This window comes from Kitasatospora atroaurantiaca (assembly GCF_007828955.1).
In the GTDB taxonomy this organism is placed as follows: domain Bacteria; phylum Actinomycetota; class Actinomycetes; order Streptomycetales; family Streptomycetaceae; genus Kitasatospora; species Kitasatospora atroaurantiaca.
Genome location: NZ_VIVR01000001.1, coordinates 3,502,317 through 3,519,928 on the forward strand (window position 1 = coordinate 3,502,317; position 17,612 = coordinate 3,519,928).

At 68.6% G+C, this 17,612-nt stretch carries 15 protein-coding genes, 1 tRNA gene and 2 pseudogenes; 12 read left to right on the top strand and 6 right to left on the bottom strand.

The window, feature by feature from the left end; translation table 11 throughout:
- Positions 1-140 precede the first annotated feature (140 nt).
- Positions 141-1,208 carry an ATPase BagA gene (gene bagA, locus FB465_RS16080; protein WP_145791382.1) on the top strand — a complete coding sequence of 356 codons (1,068 nt, stop codon included), beginning with the start codon at positions 141-143 and terminating at the stop codon, positions 1,206-1,208.
- Complete coding sequence (gene bagB / locus FB465_RS16085) at positions 1,205-2,353, top strand: ATPase BagB (RefSeq protein ID WP_145791384.1); 1,149 nt, start codon at positions 1,205-1,207, stop codon at positions 2,351-2,353. The genes bagA and bagB overlap by 4 nt, the downstream gene beginning before the upstream one ends.
- Positions 2,354-2,416: 63 nt before the next feature.
- On the opposite strand, the gene FB465_RS16090 is transcribed toward bagB, so the two are convergent.
- Positions 2,417-2,740, bottom strand: a complete 324-nt coding sequence (locus FB465_RS16090; protein ID WP_033333275.1) for a WhiB family transcriptional regulator — start codon at positions 2,738-2,740, stop codon at positions 2,417-2,419.
- Between the two features lie 399 nt (positions 2,741-3,139).
- On the opposite strand from FB465_RS16090, the gene FB465_RS16095 reads away from it, so the two are divergent.
- Positions 3,140-5,347: a transglycosylase domain-containing protein gene (locus FB465_RS16095; protein WP_145791385.1), complete on the top strand. Its 2,208-nt coding sequence runs from the start codon at positions 3,140-3,142 to the stop codon at positions 5,345-5,347.
- A 116-nt stretch (positions 5,348-5,463) separates the two neighbouring features.
- On the opposite strand, the gene FB465_RS16100 is transcribed toward FB465_RS16095, so the two are convergent.
- Positions 5,464-5,919, bottom strand: a complete 456-nt coding sequence (locus tag FB465_RS16100; protein WP_145791388.1) for a GatB/YqeY domain-containing protein — start codon at positions 5,917-5,919, stop codon at positions 5,464-5,466.
- 131 nt (positions 5,920-6,050) lie between these two features.
- Between FB465_RS16100 and FB465_RS16105 the strand changes: the two genes are divergently transcribed.
- Both FB465_RS16105 and FB465_RS16110 read left to right on the top strand, forming a co-directional pair.
- A complete protein-coding gene (locus FB465_RS16105) occupies positions 6,051-6,995 on the top strand; it encodes a metallophosphoesterase (protein ID WP_145791389.1) in 945 nt (314 codons plus the stop codon).
- A gap of 101 nt (positions 6,996-7,096) precedes the next feature.
- A tRNA-Pro gene (locus tag FB465_RS16110) sits at positions 7,097-7,170 on the top strand.
- Positions 7,171-7,527: 357 nt separating this feature from the next.
- On the opposite strand, the gene FB465_RS16115 is transcribed toward FB465_RS16110, so the two are convergent.
- On the bottom strand, positions 7,528-8,097 hold the full coding sequence (locus tag FB465_RS16115; RefSeq protein ID WP_145791391.1) for a hypothetical protein: 570 nt from the start codon (positions 8,095-8,097) through the stop codon (positions 7,528-7,530).
- A gap of 41 nt (positions 8,098-8,138) precedes the next feature.
- Positions 8,139-8,621: a hypothetical protein gene (locus tag FB465_RS16120; protein ID WP_145791393.1), complete on the bottom strand. Its 483-nt coding sequence runs from the start codon at positions 8,619-8,621 to the stop codon at positions 8,139-8,141.
- A 358-nt stretch (positions 8,622-8,979) separates the two neighbouring features.
- Between FB465_RS16120 and FB465_RS16125 the strand changes: the two genes are divergently transcribed.
- Positions 8,980-10,392: a helix-turn-helix domain-containing protein gene (locus FB465_RS16125; protein ID WP_145791395.1), complete on the top strand. Its 1,413-nt coding sequence runs from the start codon at positions 8,980-8,982 to the stop codon at positions 10,390-10,392.
- A gap of 109 nt (positions 10,393-10,501) precedes the next feature.
- Here the strand turns inward: FB465_RS16125 and FB465_RS16130 are convergent.
- Positions 10,502-11,125: pseudogene (locus FB465_RS16130) on the bottom strand (LacI family DNA-binding transcriptional regulator); the annotation flags it as partial.
- Between the two features lie 567 nt (positions 11,126-11,692).
- On the opposite strand from FB465_RS16130, the gene FB465_RS16135 reads away from it, so the two are divergent.
- Positions 11,693-12,802, top strand: a complete 1,110-nt coding sequence (locus tag FB465_RS16135; RefSeq protein ID WP_145791397.1) for a mechanosensitive ion channel family protein — start codon at positions 11,693-11,695, stop codon at positions 12,800-12,802.
- Positions 12,803-12,922: 120 nt separating this feature from the next.
- Here FB465_RS16135 and FB465_RS16140 read toward each other — a convergent pair.
- A pseudogene (locus FB465_RS16140) lies at positions 12,923-13,742 on the bottom strand (LacI family DNA-binding transcriptional regulator); the annotation flags it as partial.
- 153 nt (positions 13,743-13,895) lie between these two features.
- Here FB465_RS16140 and FB465_RS16145 point away from each other — a divergent pair.
- The 5 genes from FB465_RS16145 to FB465_RS16155 all read left to right on the top strand — a co-directional run bounded on the left by FB465_RS16145 (position 13,896) and on the right by FB465_RS16155 (position 17,535).
- The gene (locus tag FB465_RS16145; protein ID WP_145791399.1) at positions 13,896-14,330 is read left to right on the top strand and encodes a hypothetical protein; all 435 of its coding nucleotides are present in this window, start codon (positions 13,896-13,898) and stop codon (positions 14,328-14,330) included.
- Between the two features lie 325 nt (positions 14,331-14,655).
- Positions 14,656-14,787, top strand: coding sequence for a hypothetical protein (locus tag FB465_RS37505; protein ID WP_281292343.1), 132 nt, complete (start codon positions 14,656-14,658; stop codon positions 14,785-14,787).
- 262 nt (positions 14,788-15,049) lie between these two features.
- A complete protein-coding gene (locus tag FB465_RS37510; protein ID WP_281292344.1) occupies positions 15,050-15,178 on the top strand; it encodes a hypothetical protein in 129 nt (42 codons plus the stop codon).
- A 403-nt stretch (positions 15,179-15,581) separates the two neighbouring features.
- Positions 15,582-16,028 carry a hypothetical protein gene (locus FB465_RS16150; protein ID WP_145791400.1) on the top strand — a complete coding sequence of 149 codons (447 nt, stop codon included), beginning with the start codon at positions 15,582-15,584 and terminating at the stop codon, positions 16,026-16,028.
- A 562-nt stretch (positions 16,029-16,590) separates the two neighbouring features.
- A complete protein-coding gene (locus FB465_RS16155; protein ID WP_145791402.1) occupies positions 16,591-17,535 on the top strand; it encodes an RNA polymerase sigma-70 factor in 945 nt (314 codons plus the stop codon).
- Positions 17,536-17,612 lie beyond the last annotated feature (77 nt).

Sequence of the window (17,612 nt, forward strand, 5' to 3'; positions counted from 1 at the left end):
CCGCGTGTGAGGTGGGACACAAAGGGGGCATGAATCCGCTCGGGTGACCGGGTGCTCCCGGCATCGGGGCCGGTCCCTGGTTACCCTCGCGGGAGGGCACCTCGCGGTGCAGGCCTTTCGGAGACGGACGGAGACGGAGCGTGGCGAGCACCCCCGGCCCACCGAGCGAGCGCGACCCGGACTGGGAGGGCGTACGGCTCCACGTGGTCAGCGGCAAGGGCGGCACCGGGAAGACCACCGTCGCCGCCGCCCTCGCGCTCGCCCTGGCCGCCGAGGGCGGCCGGACCCTGCTGATCGAGGTCGAGGGCCGGCAGGGCATCGCCGAACTGTTCGGCATCGCCGCGCTGCCGTACGAGGAGCGCAAGGTCGCCACCGTCTCCCCCGCCCAGCTTGGCCTGCCGGGCAAGGGCAGCGGCGAGGTGTACGCCCTCGCGATCGACACCGAGCAGGCACTGCTCGAGTACCTCGACATGTTCTACAAGCTCGGCCGGGCCGGGAAGGCCCTGCAGAAGGTCGGCTTCGTCGACTTCGCGACCACCATCGCCCCGGGCGTCCGGGACGTCCTGCTGACCGGCAAGGCCTGCGAGGCGGCCCGCCGCAAGGGCCCCGACGGCGGGCGGGCGTACGACGCGATCGTGATGGACGCGCCGCCGACCGGACGGATCACCAGGTTCCTGAACGTCAACTCCGAGGTGGCCGGGCTGGCCAGGATCGGGCCGATCCACGGGCAGGCGCAGGCGGTGATGCGGGTGCTCAAGTCGCCGGAGACGGCGGTGCACCTGGTCACCCTGCTGGAGGAGATGCCGGTGCAGGAGACGGTGGACGGCGTCACCGAGCTGCGTGAGGCGCAGCTGCCGGTGGGCGGGGTGCTGGTGAACATGGTCCGCCCGCCCGTCCTGGACGCCGCCGCCGTGGAGGCCGTGCACGGCGACCACCGCGAGGAGGTCGCCGTGGCCCTCGGCGAGGCGGGCCTGGGCGGGCGTTCACGGACCGCGGCGACGGTACGGGCGGCGGTGGAGCCACTGCTCGACCCGCTGCTGGACCAGGCCCGCGAGCACGCCGAGCGGGTCGAGCTCGAGCGCGAGCAGCGGGCCGACCTGCAGCACCTCAAGCTGCCGACCTACGAACTGCCGCTGCTGGGCGGCGGTGTGGACCTCGGCGGGCTGTACCGGCTGGCGGGCGAGCTGAAGCGACAGGGGGCGGCATGACGGCAGAGCTCGGAATCGACGCACTGATCGACGACCCGAAGACCCGGATCCTGGTCTGCTGCGGCTCGGGCGGGGTCGGCAAGACCACCACCGCCGCCGCGATCGGCCTGCGGGCGGCGGAGCGCGGGCGGAAGGCGGTCGTGCTCACCATCGACCCGGCCCGCCGGCTCGCCCAGTCGATGGGGCTGAGCGAGCTGGACAACACTCCACGGGTCGTCAAGGGCGTCACCGGGTCCGGCGAACTGCAGGCCATGATGCTCGACATGAAGCGGACCTTCGACGAGGTCGTGCTGGCCCACGCCGAGCCCGAGCGGGCCAAGGCGATCATGGAGAACCCGTTCTACCAGTCCCTGTCGGCCGGCTTCGCGGGCACGCAGGAGTACATGGCGATGGAGAAGCTCGGCCAGCTGCGGGCGGCCGACGAGTGGGACCTGATCGTGGTCGACACCCCGCCGTCCCGCTCCGCGCTGGACTTCCTGGACGCGCCGAACCGCCTGGGCTCCTTCCTGGACGGGAAGCTGATCCGGATACTGACCGCGCCGGCCAAGGTCGGCGGACGCAGCGCGATGAAGTTCCTGAACGTCGGCATGGGCCTGCTGACCGGCACGCTCGGCAAGATCTTCGGCGCCCAGCTGCTGACGGACGTTCAGACCTTCGTCAGCGCGATGGACTCGATGTTCGGCGGCTTCCGCGAGCGCGCCGACCGGACGTACCAGCTGCTCAAGGCCCCCGGCACGGCGTTCCTGGTGGTGGCCGCGCCGGAGCGGGACGCGCTGCGCGAGGCGGCCTACTTCGTCGACCGGCTGGCGGCGGACGCGATGCCGCTGGCCGGGCTGGTGCTCAACCGGGTGCACGGCACCGGCGCCCCGCAGCTCACGGCGGAGCGGGCGCTGGCGGCGGCCGAGGCCCTGGAGGAGAACGGCTCGCAGTCCGCCTCGGTGGCCGCCGAGACGCTGGCGGCCGGGCTGCTGCGGCTGCACGCCGAGCGGATGCAGATCATGGACCGGGAGCGGCGCACCCGGGATCGCTTCGTGTCGGTGTACCCCGATGTGCCGATCGTCGAGGTGGGCGCGCTTCCGGGCGATGTGCACGACCTGGAAGGCCTGCGCGAGATCGGGCACCGCCTCGGCGGCACCGCGGTGTGACGGGGCTCGGCTGCCAGGCGGTCAGCCCGCCCGGGTGCTGTGGTCCGCCCTTGTGCTCGGCGGTCAGCCCGCCTGCGCGTAGTCCGTCAGGATGACGCCGGTCGCCAGCGACTCCTCGTACTCCGTACGTGCCGTCTCCAGCAGCCTGCGCCAGGACATCACCGTCGGCCGACGGCGCAGCAGCGCCCTGCGCTCGCGCTCGGTCATGCCACCCCACACACCGAACTCCACCCGGTTGTCGAGCGCGTCGGCCAGGCACTCGGTCCGCACCGGGCACCCGCTGCACACCGCCTTGGCGCGATTCTGCGCCGCCCCCTGAACAAACAGCTCGTCCGGATCACTCGTGCGGCAGGCAGCCTGCGCACTCCAGTCGTCTACCCAGCCCATGCCGGCGCCGTCCTCTCCCGAATCGAGGCTCCCCCACGGCGGCAACGGCATATTCACCGTTGCCAGTTGAGGACGTTACGGAAGAACGACAGCAAGCAACAGCCCCTTCGGGCTCAATCTCAAATGACCCGATCGGACTATGGGTACCCGCTATCTCACTCGTTGGAGTGATCGCAGGTCGCAGGCCTTGCCAGGCCCCTTCCGACCGCTTTCGTCACGCTCTGCCATGGCGCCGCCGGAGACGGGGGTCGCCAATCACCACAGATGAGGTCAATTCGGGCAAACCTCATCACTCACAAGAGTGATGATGATGAACAGAGAGAAGCTGTCGCAGTCTTGTGACAAGCGTAGGCGAACACCTGCCCCCATGTGCAGGATTCGGCGACGTAGTGTTCTCCCATGGCACCTCAGCGACCCGCGGGATCTCCGCTTGACAAGGCCGGCCTCGGAATCAAGTTCCTGGGCATCAGCGTGCTGGCCGGGGTCCTGGTGGCCGGCATGGCGCTGCCCGCCGTCGGCGCGCTCGGTCTGACCGCCAAGGACACCGCAGAGAGCTTCGAGAACGTCCCGGACGACTTCAAGACGCCGACGCTCTCACAGGCGTCGTCGATCTACGACTCCAAGGGCGGCCTGATCGCCAAGGTCTTCGACCGGGACCGGACCATCCTCACCAAGGACCAGATGGCCCCGATCATCCGGGTGGCCCAGGTCGACATCGAGGACAACCGCTTCTACGAGCACGGTGCCATCGACCTCAAGGGCGTGCTGCGCGCGATCGGCAAGAACGCCGAGGCCGGGTCCGCCACCCAGGGCGCCTCGACGCTGACCCAGCAGTACGTGAAGAACGTCTTCGTCGAGCAGGCCGGTGACGACCAGGCGGCCTTCCTGGAAGCCACCAAGAAGAGCCTGGGCCGCAAGGTCCAGGAGCTGAAGTACGCCATCAAGCTGGAGGAGGATCTGAGCAAGGACCAGATCCTCACCAACTACCTGAACATCACCTTCTACGGCCACCAGGCCTACGGGATCGAGTCCGCGTCCAACCGCTACTTCAGCAAGAGCGCCAAGGACCTGACCATCCCCGAGGCCGCGATGCTGGCCGGCCTGGTGCAGAACCCGACGGCGTACGACCCGATCCTGCACCCGAAGGCCGCGCAGGCCCGGCGTGACACGGTGATCAACAAGCTGCTCGAGTACAAGCACATCACCCCGCAGGAGGCCAAGGACGCGCTCGCCGCGCCCCTCGGCATCAAGTACCGGGAGCCGCTCAACGGGTGCATCACCGCCCAGGCGGGGATGGGCTTCTTCTGCGACTACGTCCGCCACGTGGTGAAGCTGGACCCCGTCTTCGGCAAGACCGCGGCCGACCGGAAGAAGCTCTGGGGCCAGGGCGGCCTGAAGATCTACACCACCATCGACCCGGACAAGCAGAAGGCCGCCTACGACGCGGTCACCGGGCGGGTGCGCGTCACCGACTCGGTCTCGGCCGCGATGACCATGATCAAGCCGGGCACCGGCGAGATCCTGGCGATGGCCCAGACCCGCCCCTACGGCCTGGACCCCAACCAGCACCAGACCGTGCTGAACCTCAACGTCGACAACGCCATGGGCGGCGGTAACGGCTTCTCCCCCGGTTCGACGTTCAAGCCGATCACCGCGGCAGCCGCGCTGGAGGCGGGCGTCCCGATCACCCAGACGTACGACTCGCCGAACAAGATGGACTACCCCAAGATCTCCACCTGTGGGGGCGGTTTCGCGAGCGACAAGGGCGCGACGGTCCAGAACGAGAGCCCCAGCGAGGTCGGCCCGTACCCGATGCAGATCGCCATGGCGAAGTCGGTCAACACCTACTTCATCCAGATGGAGCAGGAGATCGGCCTCTGCCCCGTGAAGCAGATGGCCAACAAGCTCGGCATCAAGAACCTGGCGAACGGCACCCCGCTGAAGCAGGTCGGCTCGATGACGCTCGGCACCCAGGAGGTCAGCCCGCTGGCCATGGCCGGCGTCTACGCCGCCTTCGCCGCCAGGGGCCTCTACTGCAACCCGGTCGCGATCACCGGGGTGACCGACGCGGAGGGCAAGAAGCTGCCCGTCCCGCAGGCCAACTGCACCCAGGCGATGTTGCAGACCACCGCCGACGGCATCAACACCCTGCTCAAGGGCGTGACCGAGAAGGGCACGGGTAGCTCGCTCGGGCTCGCCGACGGCCGCATGATCGCGGGCAAGACCGGTACCACCGACAAGCGGTACGCGGCCTGGTTCGACGGCTACACCCCCGAGCTCGCCGCCGCCGTCTGGCTCGGCGGCCCCGGCGACTACGTCTCCATGAAGGACATCCACATCGGCGGCCGCTACTTCGACGCGGTCTTCGGCGCCACCGGCCCCGGCCCGATCTGGAAGGACGCGATGGACGACGCTGTCGCAGGTACCCCGAAGAGCACGTTCCCGACCGTCGACATCCCGGCCCCGGTCGACCCGAACGCCCCGACCGACCCGGCCACGCCGCCGTCCAGCGACGGGGCCACGGGCCTGGTCAACGGAGGGTTCACCCTCCCGCCGGGCGTCCTCGGCGGGAACACCGGCAGGCCCACCAAGCCCGGCCGCCACTGACGGCACCGTACGAAAGGAGGGCGCCCCCAGCTCGGGGCGCCCTCCTTTCGTACGTCTTCGTCGTGCAGCCGTACGCCTTCGTCCTGCAGCCGTACGCCTTCGTCCTGCAGCCGGCCTCAGCCCGCCAGCGCGGCCCGCACCGCAGCGGCCACCCGGCCGCCCTCGGCCAGGCCCTCGACCTTCGGCTTCACCAGCTTCATCACGGCGCCCATGCCCTGCGGCCCGGTCGCCCCGCTCGCCGCCACCGCCTCGGCCACGATCGCGGCCAGCTCCTCGTCGGAGAGCTGCTTCGGCAGGTACTGCGCCAGCACCTCGCCCTCGGCCCGCTCCTGCGCGGCCGACTCGGCCCGGCCCGCCGTGTCGAAGGCCTCGGCCGCCTCCCGGCGCTTCTTCGCCTCGCGGGCGATCACCTTCAGCACCTCGTCGTCCGAGAGCTCCCGCTTCGTCTTGCCGGCCACCTCCTCGCTGGTGACGGCGGCCAGCGTCAGCCGGATCGTGGACGAGCGCAGCTCGTCCCGGGCCTTGATCGCAGCCGTGAGGTCCTCCTGCAGCTGCTCCTTGAGCGTTGTCATGAGGCCGATCCTCGCACCTCCGGTGCCCGATCGCTCCCCAATATCGCGGTGTCCCGCCCTCCGACTGCCCATCAGCTCCGTCGGGACAAGGCGCCTTCACCTGCCGATCCGGCGTCTGCGACCATGGACCGATGCGACCGCTGTACTCCGTACCCCTCGGAATCGCCGCCACCGGCGCCGCCTGCCTCGCCTACTCCGCCGGGTACGAGGTGCGATCGTTCCGGCTGCGCCGGGTCGAGGTGCCGATCCTGCCCAAGGGCGCGCGGCCGATCCGGGTGCTGCAGGTGTCCGACATCCACATGGTCAACGGGCAGGGCAAGAAGCAGCGCTGGCTGCAGAGCCTGGCCGGGCTGCGGCCCGACCTGGTGGTGAACACCGGGGACAACCTCTCCGACCCGCACGGGATCCCGGCCACTCTGGACGCGCTGGGCCCGCTGATGGAGTTCCCCGGCGTGTACGTCTTCGGGTCGAACGACTACTACGGCCCCACCCCGAAGAGCCCCACCCGGTACCTGCGCGCGCTGCGCAGCGGCGTGCACGGCCTGAACAACCCGGACGGCACCGGGCGACGCGGCATCGTCGGCGCCGTCCACAACCCCTGGGAGAAGCTGCGCGACGGCTTCGACGAGGCGGGCTGGCTGGACCTCACCAACACCCGCGGCCGCCTGAAGCTGGCCGGGCTGGACGTCGAGTTCACCGGCCTGGACGACCCCCACATCCGGCGGGACCGCTACGCCAAGGTCGCCGGCGGGCCGTCCGAGGACGCCGACCTCTCGCTGGCCGTGGTGCACGCGCCGTACCTGCGGGTGCTCGACGCCTTCACGGCCGACCGCTACCCGCTGATCCTGGCCGGGCACACGCACGGCGGACAGCTCTGCGTCCCCTTCTACGGCGCGCTGGTCACCAACTGCGATCTGGACACCCGCCGGGTCAAGGGCCTGTCCGAGCACCGCGCGGGCGGGCGCCGCTCGTACCTCCACGTCTCGGCCGGCTGCGGCACCAACCGCTACACCCCGGTCCGCTTCGCCTGCCCGCCCGAGGCCACCCTGCTGACCCTGACCCCGGGCGACCGCTGAACCCGCTGGTCAGAGGGCCGAGGAATCGGATTTCGTCTCTCGGCGCGCGTCCGGTAGAGTTCTACTCGTTGCGCCGGAGACGGAAGCAACAAACGCAGGACCGGGGTGTGGCGCAGCTTGGTAGCGCGCTTCGTTCGGGACGAAGAGGCCGTGGGTTCAAATCCCGCCACCCCGACCCAGTAGTGCCAGGTCAAGGGCCTGATCCTCAGTGAGGATCAGGCCCTTGACTGGTTTCCGGGACCCGTTGGGAGTGATCCGGGAGTGGATCTTGGAAAATCACTCCCCAGCGGCGAGATCCGACGCACCTTCAGCAAGATCCCGAGCGTGGCTCCGCACCAGCTTGGAGCCCCCGTCCTTCCGTCCGACACTGGCACCCCGTCGGGCCGCCCAAGATCCGGATCAGTATCGCCACAGTGACCTGTGAACAGCCGTCACCACGTTGACGGCCTAGCCGCCTGGAAGGCGACGGTCTCGCGGCGGGCTGCAGTGCGGGCCGGCGCAACCCATCGCTCCGTCGCCGCCGACTGTGTCGTCAGCAGGTGTCGTGGGAGTTCCAGAAAGCGGTGTCGCCGGTGTAGTAGTTGTGGAAGCCGCTGACGTACTCCTTCTGCGGGCATACGGTGGTGAATTTCCCGCCGACATCGTTGCCGATCGCGAGACTCACGCTGTGCACCGTGAAGTGGGCTTCGCTGTAGTAGTACGGACCCTGGGTGTCGATGGGGATGAGCGCTGAGGTGAACCAGCCGGGGCTGCTGAAGTCGAGCTTGGCCGGCCAGCCACCTTGGGTCCAGTCCTTCTGGCCGAAGCGGTGCCCGGCCGCGTCCTGGATCCAGATGTGGGCATCCGAGGCGTACAGGGTTCCTTCTGTGATGTGGGCCTCGGCGTACTCCAGTCGGCAGTCGGGGATATAGCCGAGGTAAAGCTGGCCCATCGAACCCCATGTGGTGTTCAGGTTGATGGTGGCGATGGGGTAGCGGGCTGAACCGCCGGGGTTGGGGTTACAGGAGGCGGCGTGGGCGGCCGGTGCGCTGACTGCAATGGTGCTGGCGGCAAGCATGGCGGTGCCGAGCACGGCGGCCTTGATCCTGGCGGTGAACTTCATGCCGGGGGTTACCTTTCGCTGGATGACGAGTTAGATGCGAGTTAGATGCAGAAGCCGACGGTATGACCGTTGTCGCTGTTGCCGCCCCAGTGCCAAGTGCCGGACTCGGTGAACAGGGTGGTGGCGGTGTAGCAGTGCCCCCAGACGTTGCTCCTCGGCCATGCACCCACCAGGTGGTTGGTGCTGCCCGAATAGAGTCCGGAGGCACTGTCCCTGACGGTGAGGAGGCCGGGCTGCCCGGCCGCGGGGTACTGGGCGAGGGTGTCGGAGGTGTCGGACCGTTTGATGTACACCCAGAATCGGACGTCGGTGCTGCCGCCGGTGTACTCGGTGGTCGCGTCGAACGCGGGGGACCCGAAGTCGAGGCCGTGCATGTGGATGCACGTCTTCACGTGATATCCGTAGGCGGCCGTGTTGTAGCCGCAGATGGTGCCGTCGTCATCATCGGCGTGCGCGGCGCCGGCGGTCACCAGTAGGGCCAATACGGACAGGGCGAGCGTCGCGGCGGCGGATCTGATCCTCATCCTTGTGTGCCCTCCTTTCTGGGCGAGGTGCGCGAGGACAGTCAGGGCGGACACGATTCGTCGGCGGACCGTATGCAGCGGTGTCCGCGAAGCGGTCGCAGATGCAAGCGATGTTCTTGGCACGGGGTTCTCTTCCGATGCGGTGGTGTTTGGGGGGTTTGAGGGCTGTCGAATCTGACCCTGGCCAGCGGATGCCGTGCCCAGAATCCCGGCAACCGGTGCCTTTACCGTGTCGTGGTCGTCACTAATGCGGCGCGGCCGAGGAGATGCTGCCAGCGGCCGGAGCCCAGGTGCCATAGGGGCTGGACGACCTTGGACCAGCTTGGACGTTCATGGACAGGCCGAGGGAAAGATCCAGATGAGCTCTGTCCTCCTGACCTGGCGGGCGATACGGTGTCGGCTTGTTGTGGGGGCGACAAACGGAGGTGCGGTCTTGCTGGGGGCAGAGGCGGATCGGGTGGCGAGGCGGCCGGAGCCATCGGCGTTCCGCACGGCGGAGGAGTTCCTCCAGGGGCTCCGGCTTCTCCGGGTGGATGCGGGTGACCCGTCGCTGCGTGACCTCGCCCGGGCGACGGGGATACCTCGCAGCACGCTGGCACTCCTGTTCGATGCGAGGCGGTCAAGGCTGCCGCGGCTGGATCGGTGTGCGGCTGTCCTGCGTGCGCTCGGCGTTGCCCCGCCACAGGTACGGCAGTGGGCCGAAGCGTGGAAGCGGATCCAGGGCGCCGAGCTCAGGGAGTACGACAGGGATCCTGACAGGGAGTCCAACGACGACAGGCCGGCCGTGGCCGATACCGCTGGCGTGGACGCCAGCCCCTTGATCGCGACTACCGGGCTTGCGGATGCACCTGGCATCGCAGTCACGCAATCCCGCGAAGCGATCACCGAACCCCTCGCGCCCGACCTCCGCGAGGTGGCAGAGGTACACCAGGGCAAACGCTTTGGCCGCAGGCATCTTGTCGTCGCCTTTTCGACCGGCGCCGCCTTCGCTGTTGTCATGACCTTGATTGCCCTTCAGCTGGTGCGTCTTGCGTCACCGCCGCCACCCGTGCTCGTCGGCGACTACGCGCTCTGTCAACCAGGTGCCATCGCGTCCCAACCCGCCGCGCCGGACCCCGTAGCCGCCCCGGGCCTCCGGGGTTCCAGCGCTGGTCCTCCAAGGTGGATTGCTCGTCCCACCTCCGACAAGCAGATCCTCACCGCCGAGCATGTCACCCTGCCGTTCAAGGAGACGGTCGCCGAGAAGCACACGCTGATCGTCACCCTGATGCTCACCAGCACCTGCCCAGGAGCCGTCACCGTGACCGACACCCGACGCAACCAGTACCGGGTTGTCGCCGACGTCGCCGACTCATCAAGGCACAGAGTGATGATCATCGCGGCGTTCGGCGTCAGCCCTCTCACCACCGCAGATTCGCTCACCATCACCTACCCCCAGGCGAGCAAGTACCACGTCGCCGTCGACGAGTTCAGCGGCCTGACCGCCTCCGGCCAGACGGCCACCTCCTCTGGCCATGCGGGTGGCACCGTCTTCAGCACCGGTCCCACCCCGAACCCCTGCACAGCGGGCCAGCTACAGGTCGCCGCCATCGGCACCAACTCGGGCACCGCGCCGACCCTCCCCGCCGAATGGACCGTCATCGAACCGCCCCTCAAACTCTCCTCCTACTACCTCACCACCTCCTTCCGTCTCACCCGGGAAACAGGCCCCTGTGCGTCCACTGGCGCCACCACGGCCCAGTGGGCCGCCGCACTCGCCACCTTCTCCTGAAGTAGCGCCAGCGGTGGCGCAGTGAGAAGGTTCCGCGCCAACTCTCGCCCTGCCACGACCGCAGCGATCCCGGTAGGCGCGCCCTCGAAAATGCACTCCCGGACTCCCATTACTGACGCTCTCTCAGTAGGGTGTCGAGACCCGCGACGGGCGAGCTCGGCGACATCCTCCGTCGAGCCTCCACCGCGGCCTCCCAGAGTCCCGTCAAACCTTCCAGAAGGCGCCTCCGCATCTCCGGAGTGACGTGGGAGTACCGGCCTGTACCGAGCCGTCCTCATGGCCCATCCGCTCGTCCATCAGCTTCGGCGGCGTTCCCAACTCCTCCATGAGCGTCTTATGGGTATGCCGCAGCCCGTGCGGGGTGAGCCCCCGCGCGATCGGTAGCCAGCACACCTCGGCCCGTCCGGAGGCGTTCCAGCCTCGCGCGGGCATGCCCGGCCAGGGGTGAGCCAGCACCGGAACCGGGTGCGCCTCCTGCGGGGCCTTCTTCGGGTACTACCCCGTGGCAGCGGTTGGAACAGCCAGGTCGCGAAGCCGTTGCGCCGCCAGTGCGCCGCCGGCTCACGGGACGAGCCCCCACGGATGTAGCCGAGGTCCGAGATGGCCGTCCCAACCTTGATCCGTGTCACTCGGGCACGGACTCCGGGCGATTCAGCACGTTCGAGACCGTGCCCGTTGAGACGCCGGTTCGGCGGGCGACATCCACCAACTTCGCCCCGGGCCGCGATCGGCTGGGCGGTCTTCCAGTGCCCAGGCTGCCGAGGCGTCTCTCTCGCCCAAGGCATCTACCTGGCGCCCCAGAGGCAGATCCCAGGGGCGGCACGCGAGAACCTCCTCAGCACCACCCGCTTCATTGCGAGCGGCTGGTACCCCACGGAGCCGCTGGTCAAGACCTATCCAGACTCCGTCCCGACGAGGATCGCCGAGATGGCAAGCGAGGCGTACGGCTGCCTGAGCGTCAAGCACCACCGGGCGGCAGTAATCATGGCTCGTACGGTCATCGAGGCCAGTGCGAAGGCGGTCGGGGTCACGGACTACGGCATTAGGGCGAAGATCAAGAAGCTCCTCTCGTGCTCCCGCCGTCCTCCCGCTGGCCGGCCGAGCGGCCGGAACGCCGGGGTCCGGCTGTGGCGGCAGCCGGGCCATGGGGCAGGATGGCAGTCCGTTCGGAATGCGTACATCCGCTCCAACGCGGCTGCGCACAACACGACCTGACAGGCGACAAGGTGACGACACAGCACGTACGGCGGCCGGCGGCGGCGGCCCGTTCCCTCGCCTTCCATGCTGCGGGGGCGGGACGGTGACCCGGGACCTGGTCCTGCACGACTGGGTGGTGGCCGGCATCGCGCTGGCCTCCGGCTGTGTCGCCGGTCTGGTGCTGCGGGCTCTGATGAAGTGGCTGGGCAAGCACGCGAGCAGGACCAAGTGGAGCGGGGACGACATCATCGTCGACGCGCTGCGCACCATCGTCCCCTGGGCGGCCGTGATCGCCGGGGCCGCGGTGGCCGCTTCGGCCCTGCCGCTCACCGCGCGGATCGGGGGGCTGGTCGACCAGTCGCTGACGGCCGTGCTCATCGTCATCGCGACGCTCAGCGCGGCCCGGGTGGTGGCCGGGCTGGTGCAGTCGGTGGCCGCGTCCCGGACGGGCGTCGCGGCTTCCGCAACCATCTTCGTCAACATCACCCGCATCGTGGTGCTGTCGATGGGCGTCCTCGTGGCCCTGGAGACCCTCGGGGTGTCCATCGCCCCGCTGGTCACCGCCCTCGGGGTGGGCGGTCTCGCGGTCGCGCTGGCGTTGCAGGACACCCTCGCCAACCTCTTCGCGGGTGTGCACATCCTCGCCTCGAAGACGGTCCAGCCGGGTGACTACATCCGGCTCACCAGCGGGGAGGAGGGGTACGTCGTCGACATCAACTGGCGCAACAGCGTGGTGCGCAACCTGTCGAACAACCTGGTGATCATCCCCAACGGCCGCCTGGCGCGGACGAACATGACGAACTACTCCCAGCCCGAGCAGAAGCTGTCGATCCTGGTCCAGGTCGGGGTCGGCTACGACAGCGACCTGGAGCACGTGGAGAGGGTCACCCTCGACGTCGTCGACAGCGTGATGGCCGACATCAGCGGTGGCGTGCCCGACCACGAGGCCGCCGTCCGTTTCCACACGTTCGCGGACTCCAGGATCAACTTCACGGTGATCCTGGGCGTCGGCGAGTTCAGCGACCAGTACCGGATCAAGCACGAGTTCATCAAGCGCCTGCACCAGCGGTACGGGACGGAGGGCATCTCGATCCCCGCGCCCACGCGCACGGTCTCGCTGCAGCAGGACGGGGCGGGCGCACCGTCGTCCCTCCCGCCGGTTCCGCACCAGTGGGAAGCGTCGGCCGAGGTGCTGGCGGACCGGCGGCGGTAGCCGGCGCGGGGCCAGCTGCCCACCTGGTGGGAGACGCCACCAACCACCGGACCAGGAGGTGTGGTGGTTGGTGGCTCCACCAGCGAGGGATAGGCATTCCGATCTCCGCAGCGCGGCGACCTACGACTGACCCAGCCTCAGCAACGCATCGAGCGCCTTCACGGGCGAGCCCGGCGACATCTCCCGGCGGACCGCGAGGGACTCCTCCCACACCCTCGTGAGGTCGTCCATCAGCGTGCGGCGCATCTCGGCGGTGATGTGGGAGTAGCAGGCCTGGACCGATCCGTCCTCATGGCCCATCCGCTCGTCCTTGAGCTTCGGCGGTGTGCCGAGCTCGTCCATCATCGTCTTGTGGGTGCCGCAGCCCGTGCGGCGTCAGGCCACGCGCGACCGGCAGCCAGCATGCCTCGGCCCGGCCGGCAGCGCCCCGCCCGCGCTCCGGGATGCCCGGCCACGGGTCGGCGAGCACGGGCACCGGGTGGGCCTCTTCCGGCGACTTCTTCGGGTACCAGCCGGTTGCCGCGGGGTGGAACAACCAGGTGGCAAAGCCGTTCCGACGCCAGTGCGCGGCGTTCTCCCCTGACGCCCATGCCCGGATGTAGCCAAGATCGGCGATCGCCTTCTCCACCCGGCCCCGGCTGTCGGGTGCCACCGCGTGAGGGCGGTTGAGGACGTTGGAGACGGTGCCGGTGGAGACCTCGGCGGCGCGAGCCACGTCCACCAGCTTTGCCCCCGGTCGGCGCGCAGCCCCGTTCGCGGCGCCGTGGCCGCTGAACAGGTACCGCAGGCCGTGGCAGTCGCACGGCTTTGTGCCGGCGCGGGCTACCTGCCCGGCCAGCAGCCCGGAGAGGAAGGCCGGAGAGTCCACCGTCCGGTAGGAGTCGTCCTTGGGCGGGCAGCGGTGAGGTTCCCCCGAGTCCAACTCGTAGAGCTGCCACTGAGTCGCAGCAGCTTACGGCCCCCCGATCATGCTCGGACCCAGACCAGGCCGGACACCGGCCAAAACCGCTACGCCACCCGCGCGTTAAGGGCTGGAGCCGTACGCTGGTCACCTATCACGTGGGGCCGAATGGCCAGGAATGCAGAGGGCCCGATGACCACAGAGGAACGTCTGGTCCAGTACCAGGTAGTAGCCGCGCGGCGAACGACTTACGACACGATGGTCTGGCAGGTGCCAGGCCTCGCACTCACCGCACAAGCTTTCCTTATGACAATCGGTCTCGCGCCGGGCACCGGGCGCCTGGCTCGTGTCGCGGTGGGGCTTCTCTCGGTCGTGGTTGCTCTGATGGCTGCACAACTCCTCCTGCGTCACCGGCAGAACGAGTTGGCGGATGCAAAGTGGCTTGAGAGCTTCGAGCGAGCCTCTGGTTGGGAGACCGTACACATGCCAGCTACTGCCCGGGCGGCGCAGGTCGGGTTGGTCCCATCGGGACTGGCCCGCTTGCGCTCATATCGCGTCTGGATCGGTGGGCTCTCGACCTTCGGTCTCATCGGTCTGGCGATTGCACTGTGGGCTGTGATCCGGTGAGATGGCACCGTGTCGGGAGGAGCCAGGCAGTCGTGTCTCTCGCGTGCCCTATGGGGCGGCGTCGGACGCTAAATGACGGTCGTTAGCGGACCTTGGTGCCCCGGGCTGCGAGAGGGCGGATCGGTGCACAATGCCACGTCAGAGACCATGTGAGTGAGCGTAGTTGGTGAGATTCCCAAGCTTCAGAGCATACTCGCAGGCTTGACTTCGGCCATTGAGACTCCGCCACCCGCGTGGTCGGGCACTTGCTGCCCGAGACGCTGGCTCAGCAGATCCGGTGCGCCGAAGAGCATCACGTGAACATAGTGCGTCTACCGTTGGCGTCGTGCACGTGTACCCGGCATCTGGCCATCCTCAAGGCATCACCGGATCGGCGTGGTTTGGTGGAAACCAGCTCTACACCACCTCCGGCCACCCCGAGGGCATCACCGGATCGGCGTGGTTCGAGATCCGCTGAAACCGGCGCGACGGCGGTTGATAGGCCTCGTGCCACAGTCGTGCCAGATCGAGCGGTACGCCACGGTCAACCAGAGTCGTCAACGGGCCAGTTCGCCCGTCTGGGCCAAGGTGGCATCTGCGCAGGTCACACCGGGTGAGCACCTGCCGCCCTCCGGAGGCGGGTGCCCTGCGGTTGGCAGCTTGACTCGGTCATTGAGGCTCCGCCACCCGCGTAGGTGGCCCCACATCCACCGGGGCTACGCTCGGTCCAGGGAGGGGACATGGAATCGTCGCTTGTCTGGGCCGTGCTGATGATTGTCGGCCTGGTTGCCGTGGGCTGTCTGTTCGCCATTGCCGTAGCAGTGGGCTACCTGATCAACCACTGGCGGAGGTATCGAGCTGGCTTCTGATGCTGGGAAGTGCCGTGCCCCATCCGTGCCCCAAGGGACGGGAACCAGCGGTGAATCACGGTCACCGGCGGACCCGCGAGCTACGGGTTCGGGCTGTCTCGCAGCGACATGCCTGCACGTCAGGGCCCTTATCGTGCCGATCAGTTGGCGAGATCCCCAAGCTCAGAGCACACTCGCAGGCTTGACTCCGGCCTTTGAGGCTCCACCACCCGCGAGAGCGAATGCGACATACCGACAGGTCAGTTGGCTGTGCACCGCTCCTCTTCAGAGCAATACTCATCGCCGTCCGGTGGGTGGGAGCAACCCCGGCACCCACCCAAATGTGGGAGAGGACTGCCACCGACTATAGAGTCGGCGAGCGGTCGTCCAAGATCGTGACACACATTTGGGAGGGATCACACTGATGCACTTGAAGAAGGTCACCGCTGTCGTGTCTGCCACCAGCAGCCTGCTGCTGGGTGGCGTCATAGCTGCTCCTGCCGCTCATGCCGGTGCCTACGGGTGCGCAGGCAACCAGGTCTACTCGGCAACGGTCTACGGCAACCTGGGCAACAGCTGGCAGGGCAAGAAGATCGGCAACGTCTACACGTACTTCGACGGCACCTACAACTGCACGGTGTTCGTCAAGGCTGTCTATGTCGGCACGAAAACCTACACCGCGGTCGACATAAGCAACCAGCGCAACGACACCACCCAGCCGTTCGGCGGAGACCGGGGCAACTACGCCAGCTACGCCGGCCCCGTGAAGATTGACGGCCGCAATACCTGTGTGTCCGAGTACGCCTACGCCGAGGACACCAACGGCACGGCCATGGCCAGCTGGTCCCCCGGTTGGCACTCCTGCGGCTGAGACCCGCCCTGGCCTCGGAACGAGGTCCTGCTCCAGCGGACGAGGCTGAGTGTCTAACTGCGCTACAACGGCCCCGCACCTTGGCGAACAACCACGGATGTTCAGGGACTTCCCGCGCAGGTCGGCGGTACTCTTCCTCCAGATCGACCTAGCGCTTGGGTTGCTTCGGGACGAAGGCCGTGGGTTCAAATCCGGCCACCCCAACCCAGTAACACCGGCCCTGAGTGCTTCTCCCGGGCCTATGGGGAGACTTCCGGGAGAAATTGCAGTGGGAACGGTCTCGGCGGTCCTGCTGATACGCCGTCAACAGAGCGTCGAGCGCCGCCACGGACGACCCTGGCGACATTCACCGACGAGCCCCCAAGGCCGCGTCCCGCAGACCGGCGCTCGGTCCACACCGACACAATGGCAAGCTCCGAGCCAGCGCCCCTGGCTCCTCGAGCACAGCGGTTGGGCCGGTGCCGATCGGCACCTGGCCGCAGGACAACCAGGCCGGACCTGGATGCCGACCAGGGAGCGCTATCGCGCCGTTCCGCCGACGGGGCGAGTAGGATCCGCGAGCATGGCCCTGAGCATGAGCGACGTGGACCGGTTCGAGGCTGCCAGGCCCCGGCTGGAGGCCATTGCCTACCGGCTGCTCGGCTCGGCGGGTGAGGCGGAGGACGCCGTGCAGGAGACGTTCCTGCGCTGGCAGGCGACCGACGTCGACCGAATCGAGGTGCCCGAGGCCTGGCTGACGAAGGTCCTCACCAACTTCTGCCTCAATCAGCTGACTTCGGCACGCGCCCGGCGTGAGACGTACGTGGGACGGTGGCTCCCCGAGCCGCTGCTCGCCGGGGACCCGATGCTCGGCCCGGCCGACACCGTGGAGCAGCGCGAGTCGGTGTCGTACGCCGTTCTCGTCCTGCTGGAGCGCCTGTCGCCCAACGAGCGGGCGGTGTACGTGCTGCGCGAGGCCTTCGACTACCCGCACCGGGAGATCGCCGAGATCCTGGGCATCAGCGAGGCCGCCGGCCAGCAGATCTACCACCGGGCCAAGAAGCACGTCGCGGACGGCAAGGCGCGCACCGAGATCGACGAGGCCACCGCCCGCAGGATCGTCGAGGAATTCCTGGCCGCGGCGACCAGCGGCCGTACCGAACCCCTCGTACGCCTGCTCACCCAGGACGCCGTCTCGGTCGGCGACGGCGGTGGGAAGGTCCCGGCCCGCGCGAAGGCATTCGAGGGCGCGCTCGCGGTCGCCAAGTTCCTGCGCGGCCTGTTCAAGCCCAGCGAGGCCAAGCGGGCCTATGTCGGCGGCGCGCCCGAGATCCACGCCACGACCGCCAACGGCGAGCCCGCCATCGTGGCGGTCGTGGACGGCCGGGTCGTCGGGATCACGTGCCTGGAGGTCACCGCGGAGGGCATCGCCGCGGTCCGCAGCCAGGTCAACCCCGACAAGCTCGTGCGCGCGACCGAGCAGTGGGCCGCCGCGGACCACGGGGATTCCCCGCTCTGCACCCTCTGATCCGATACAACGCACGCTGTGACGTGCTTCACATCCCGATCCTGTCAGGAAACGCCGGGCTGCCCGGTTCAAGGGGC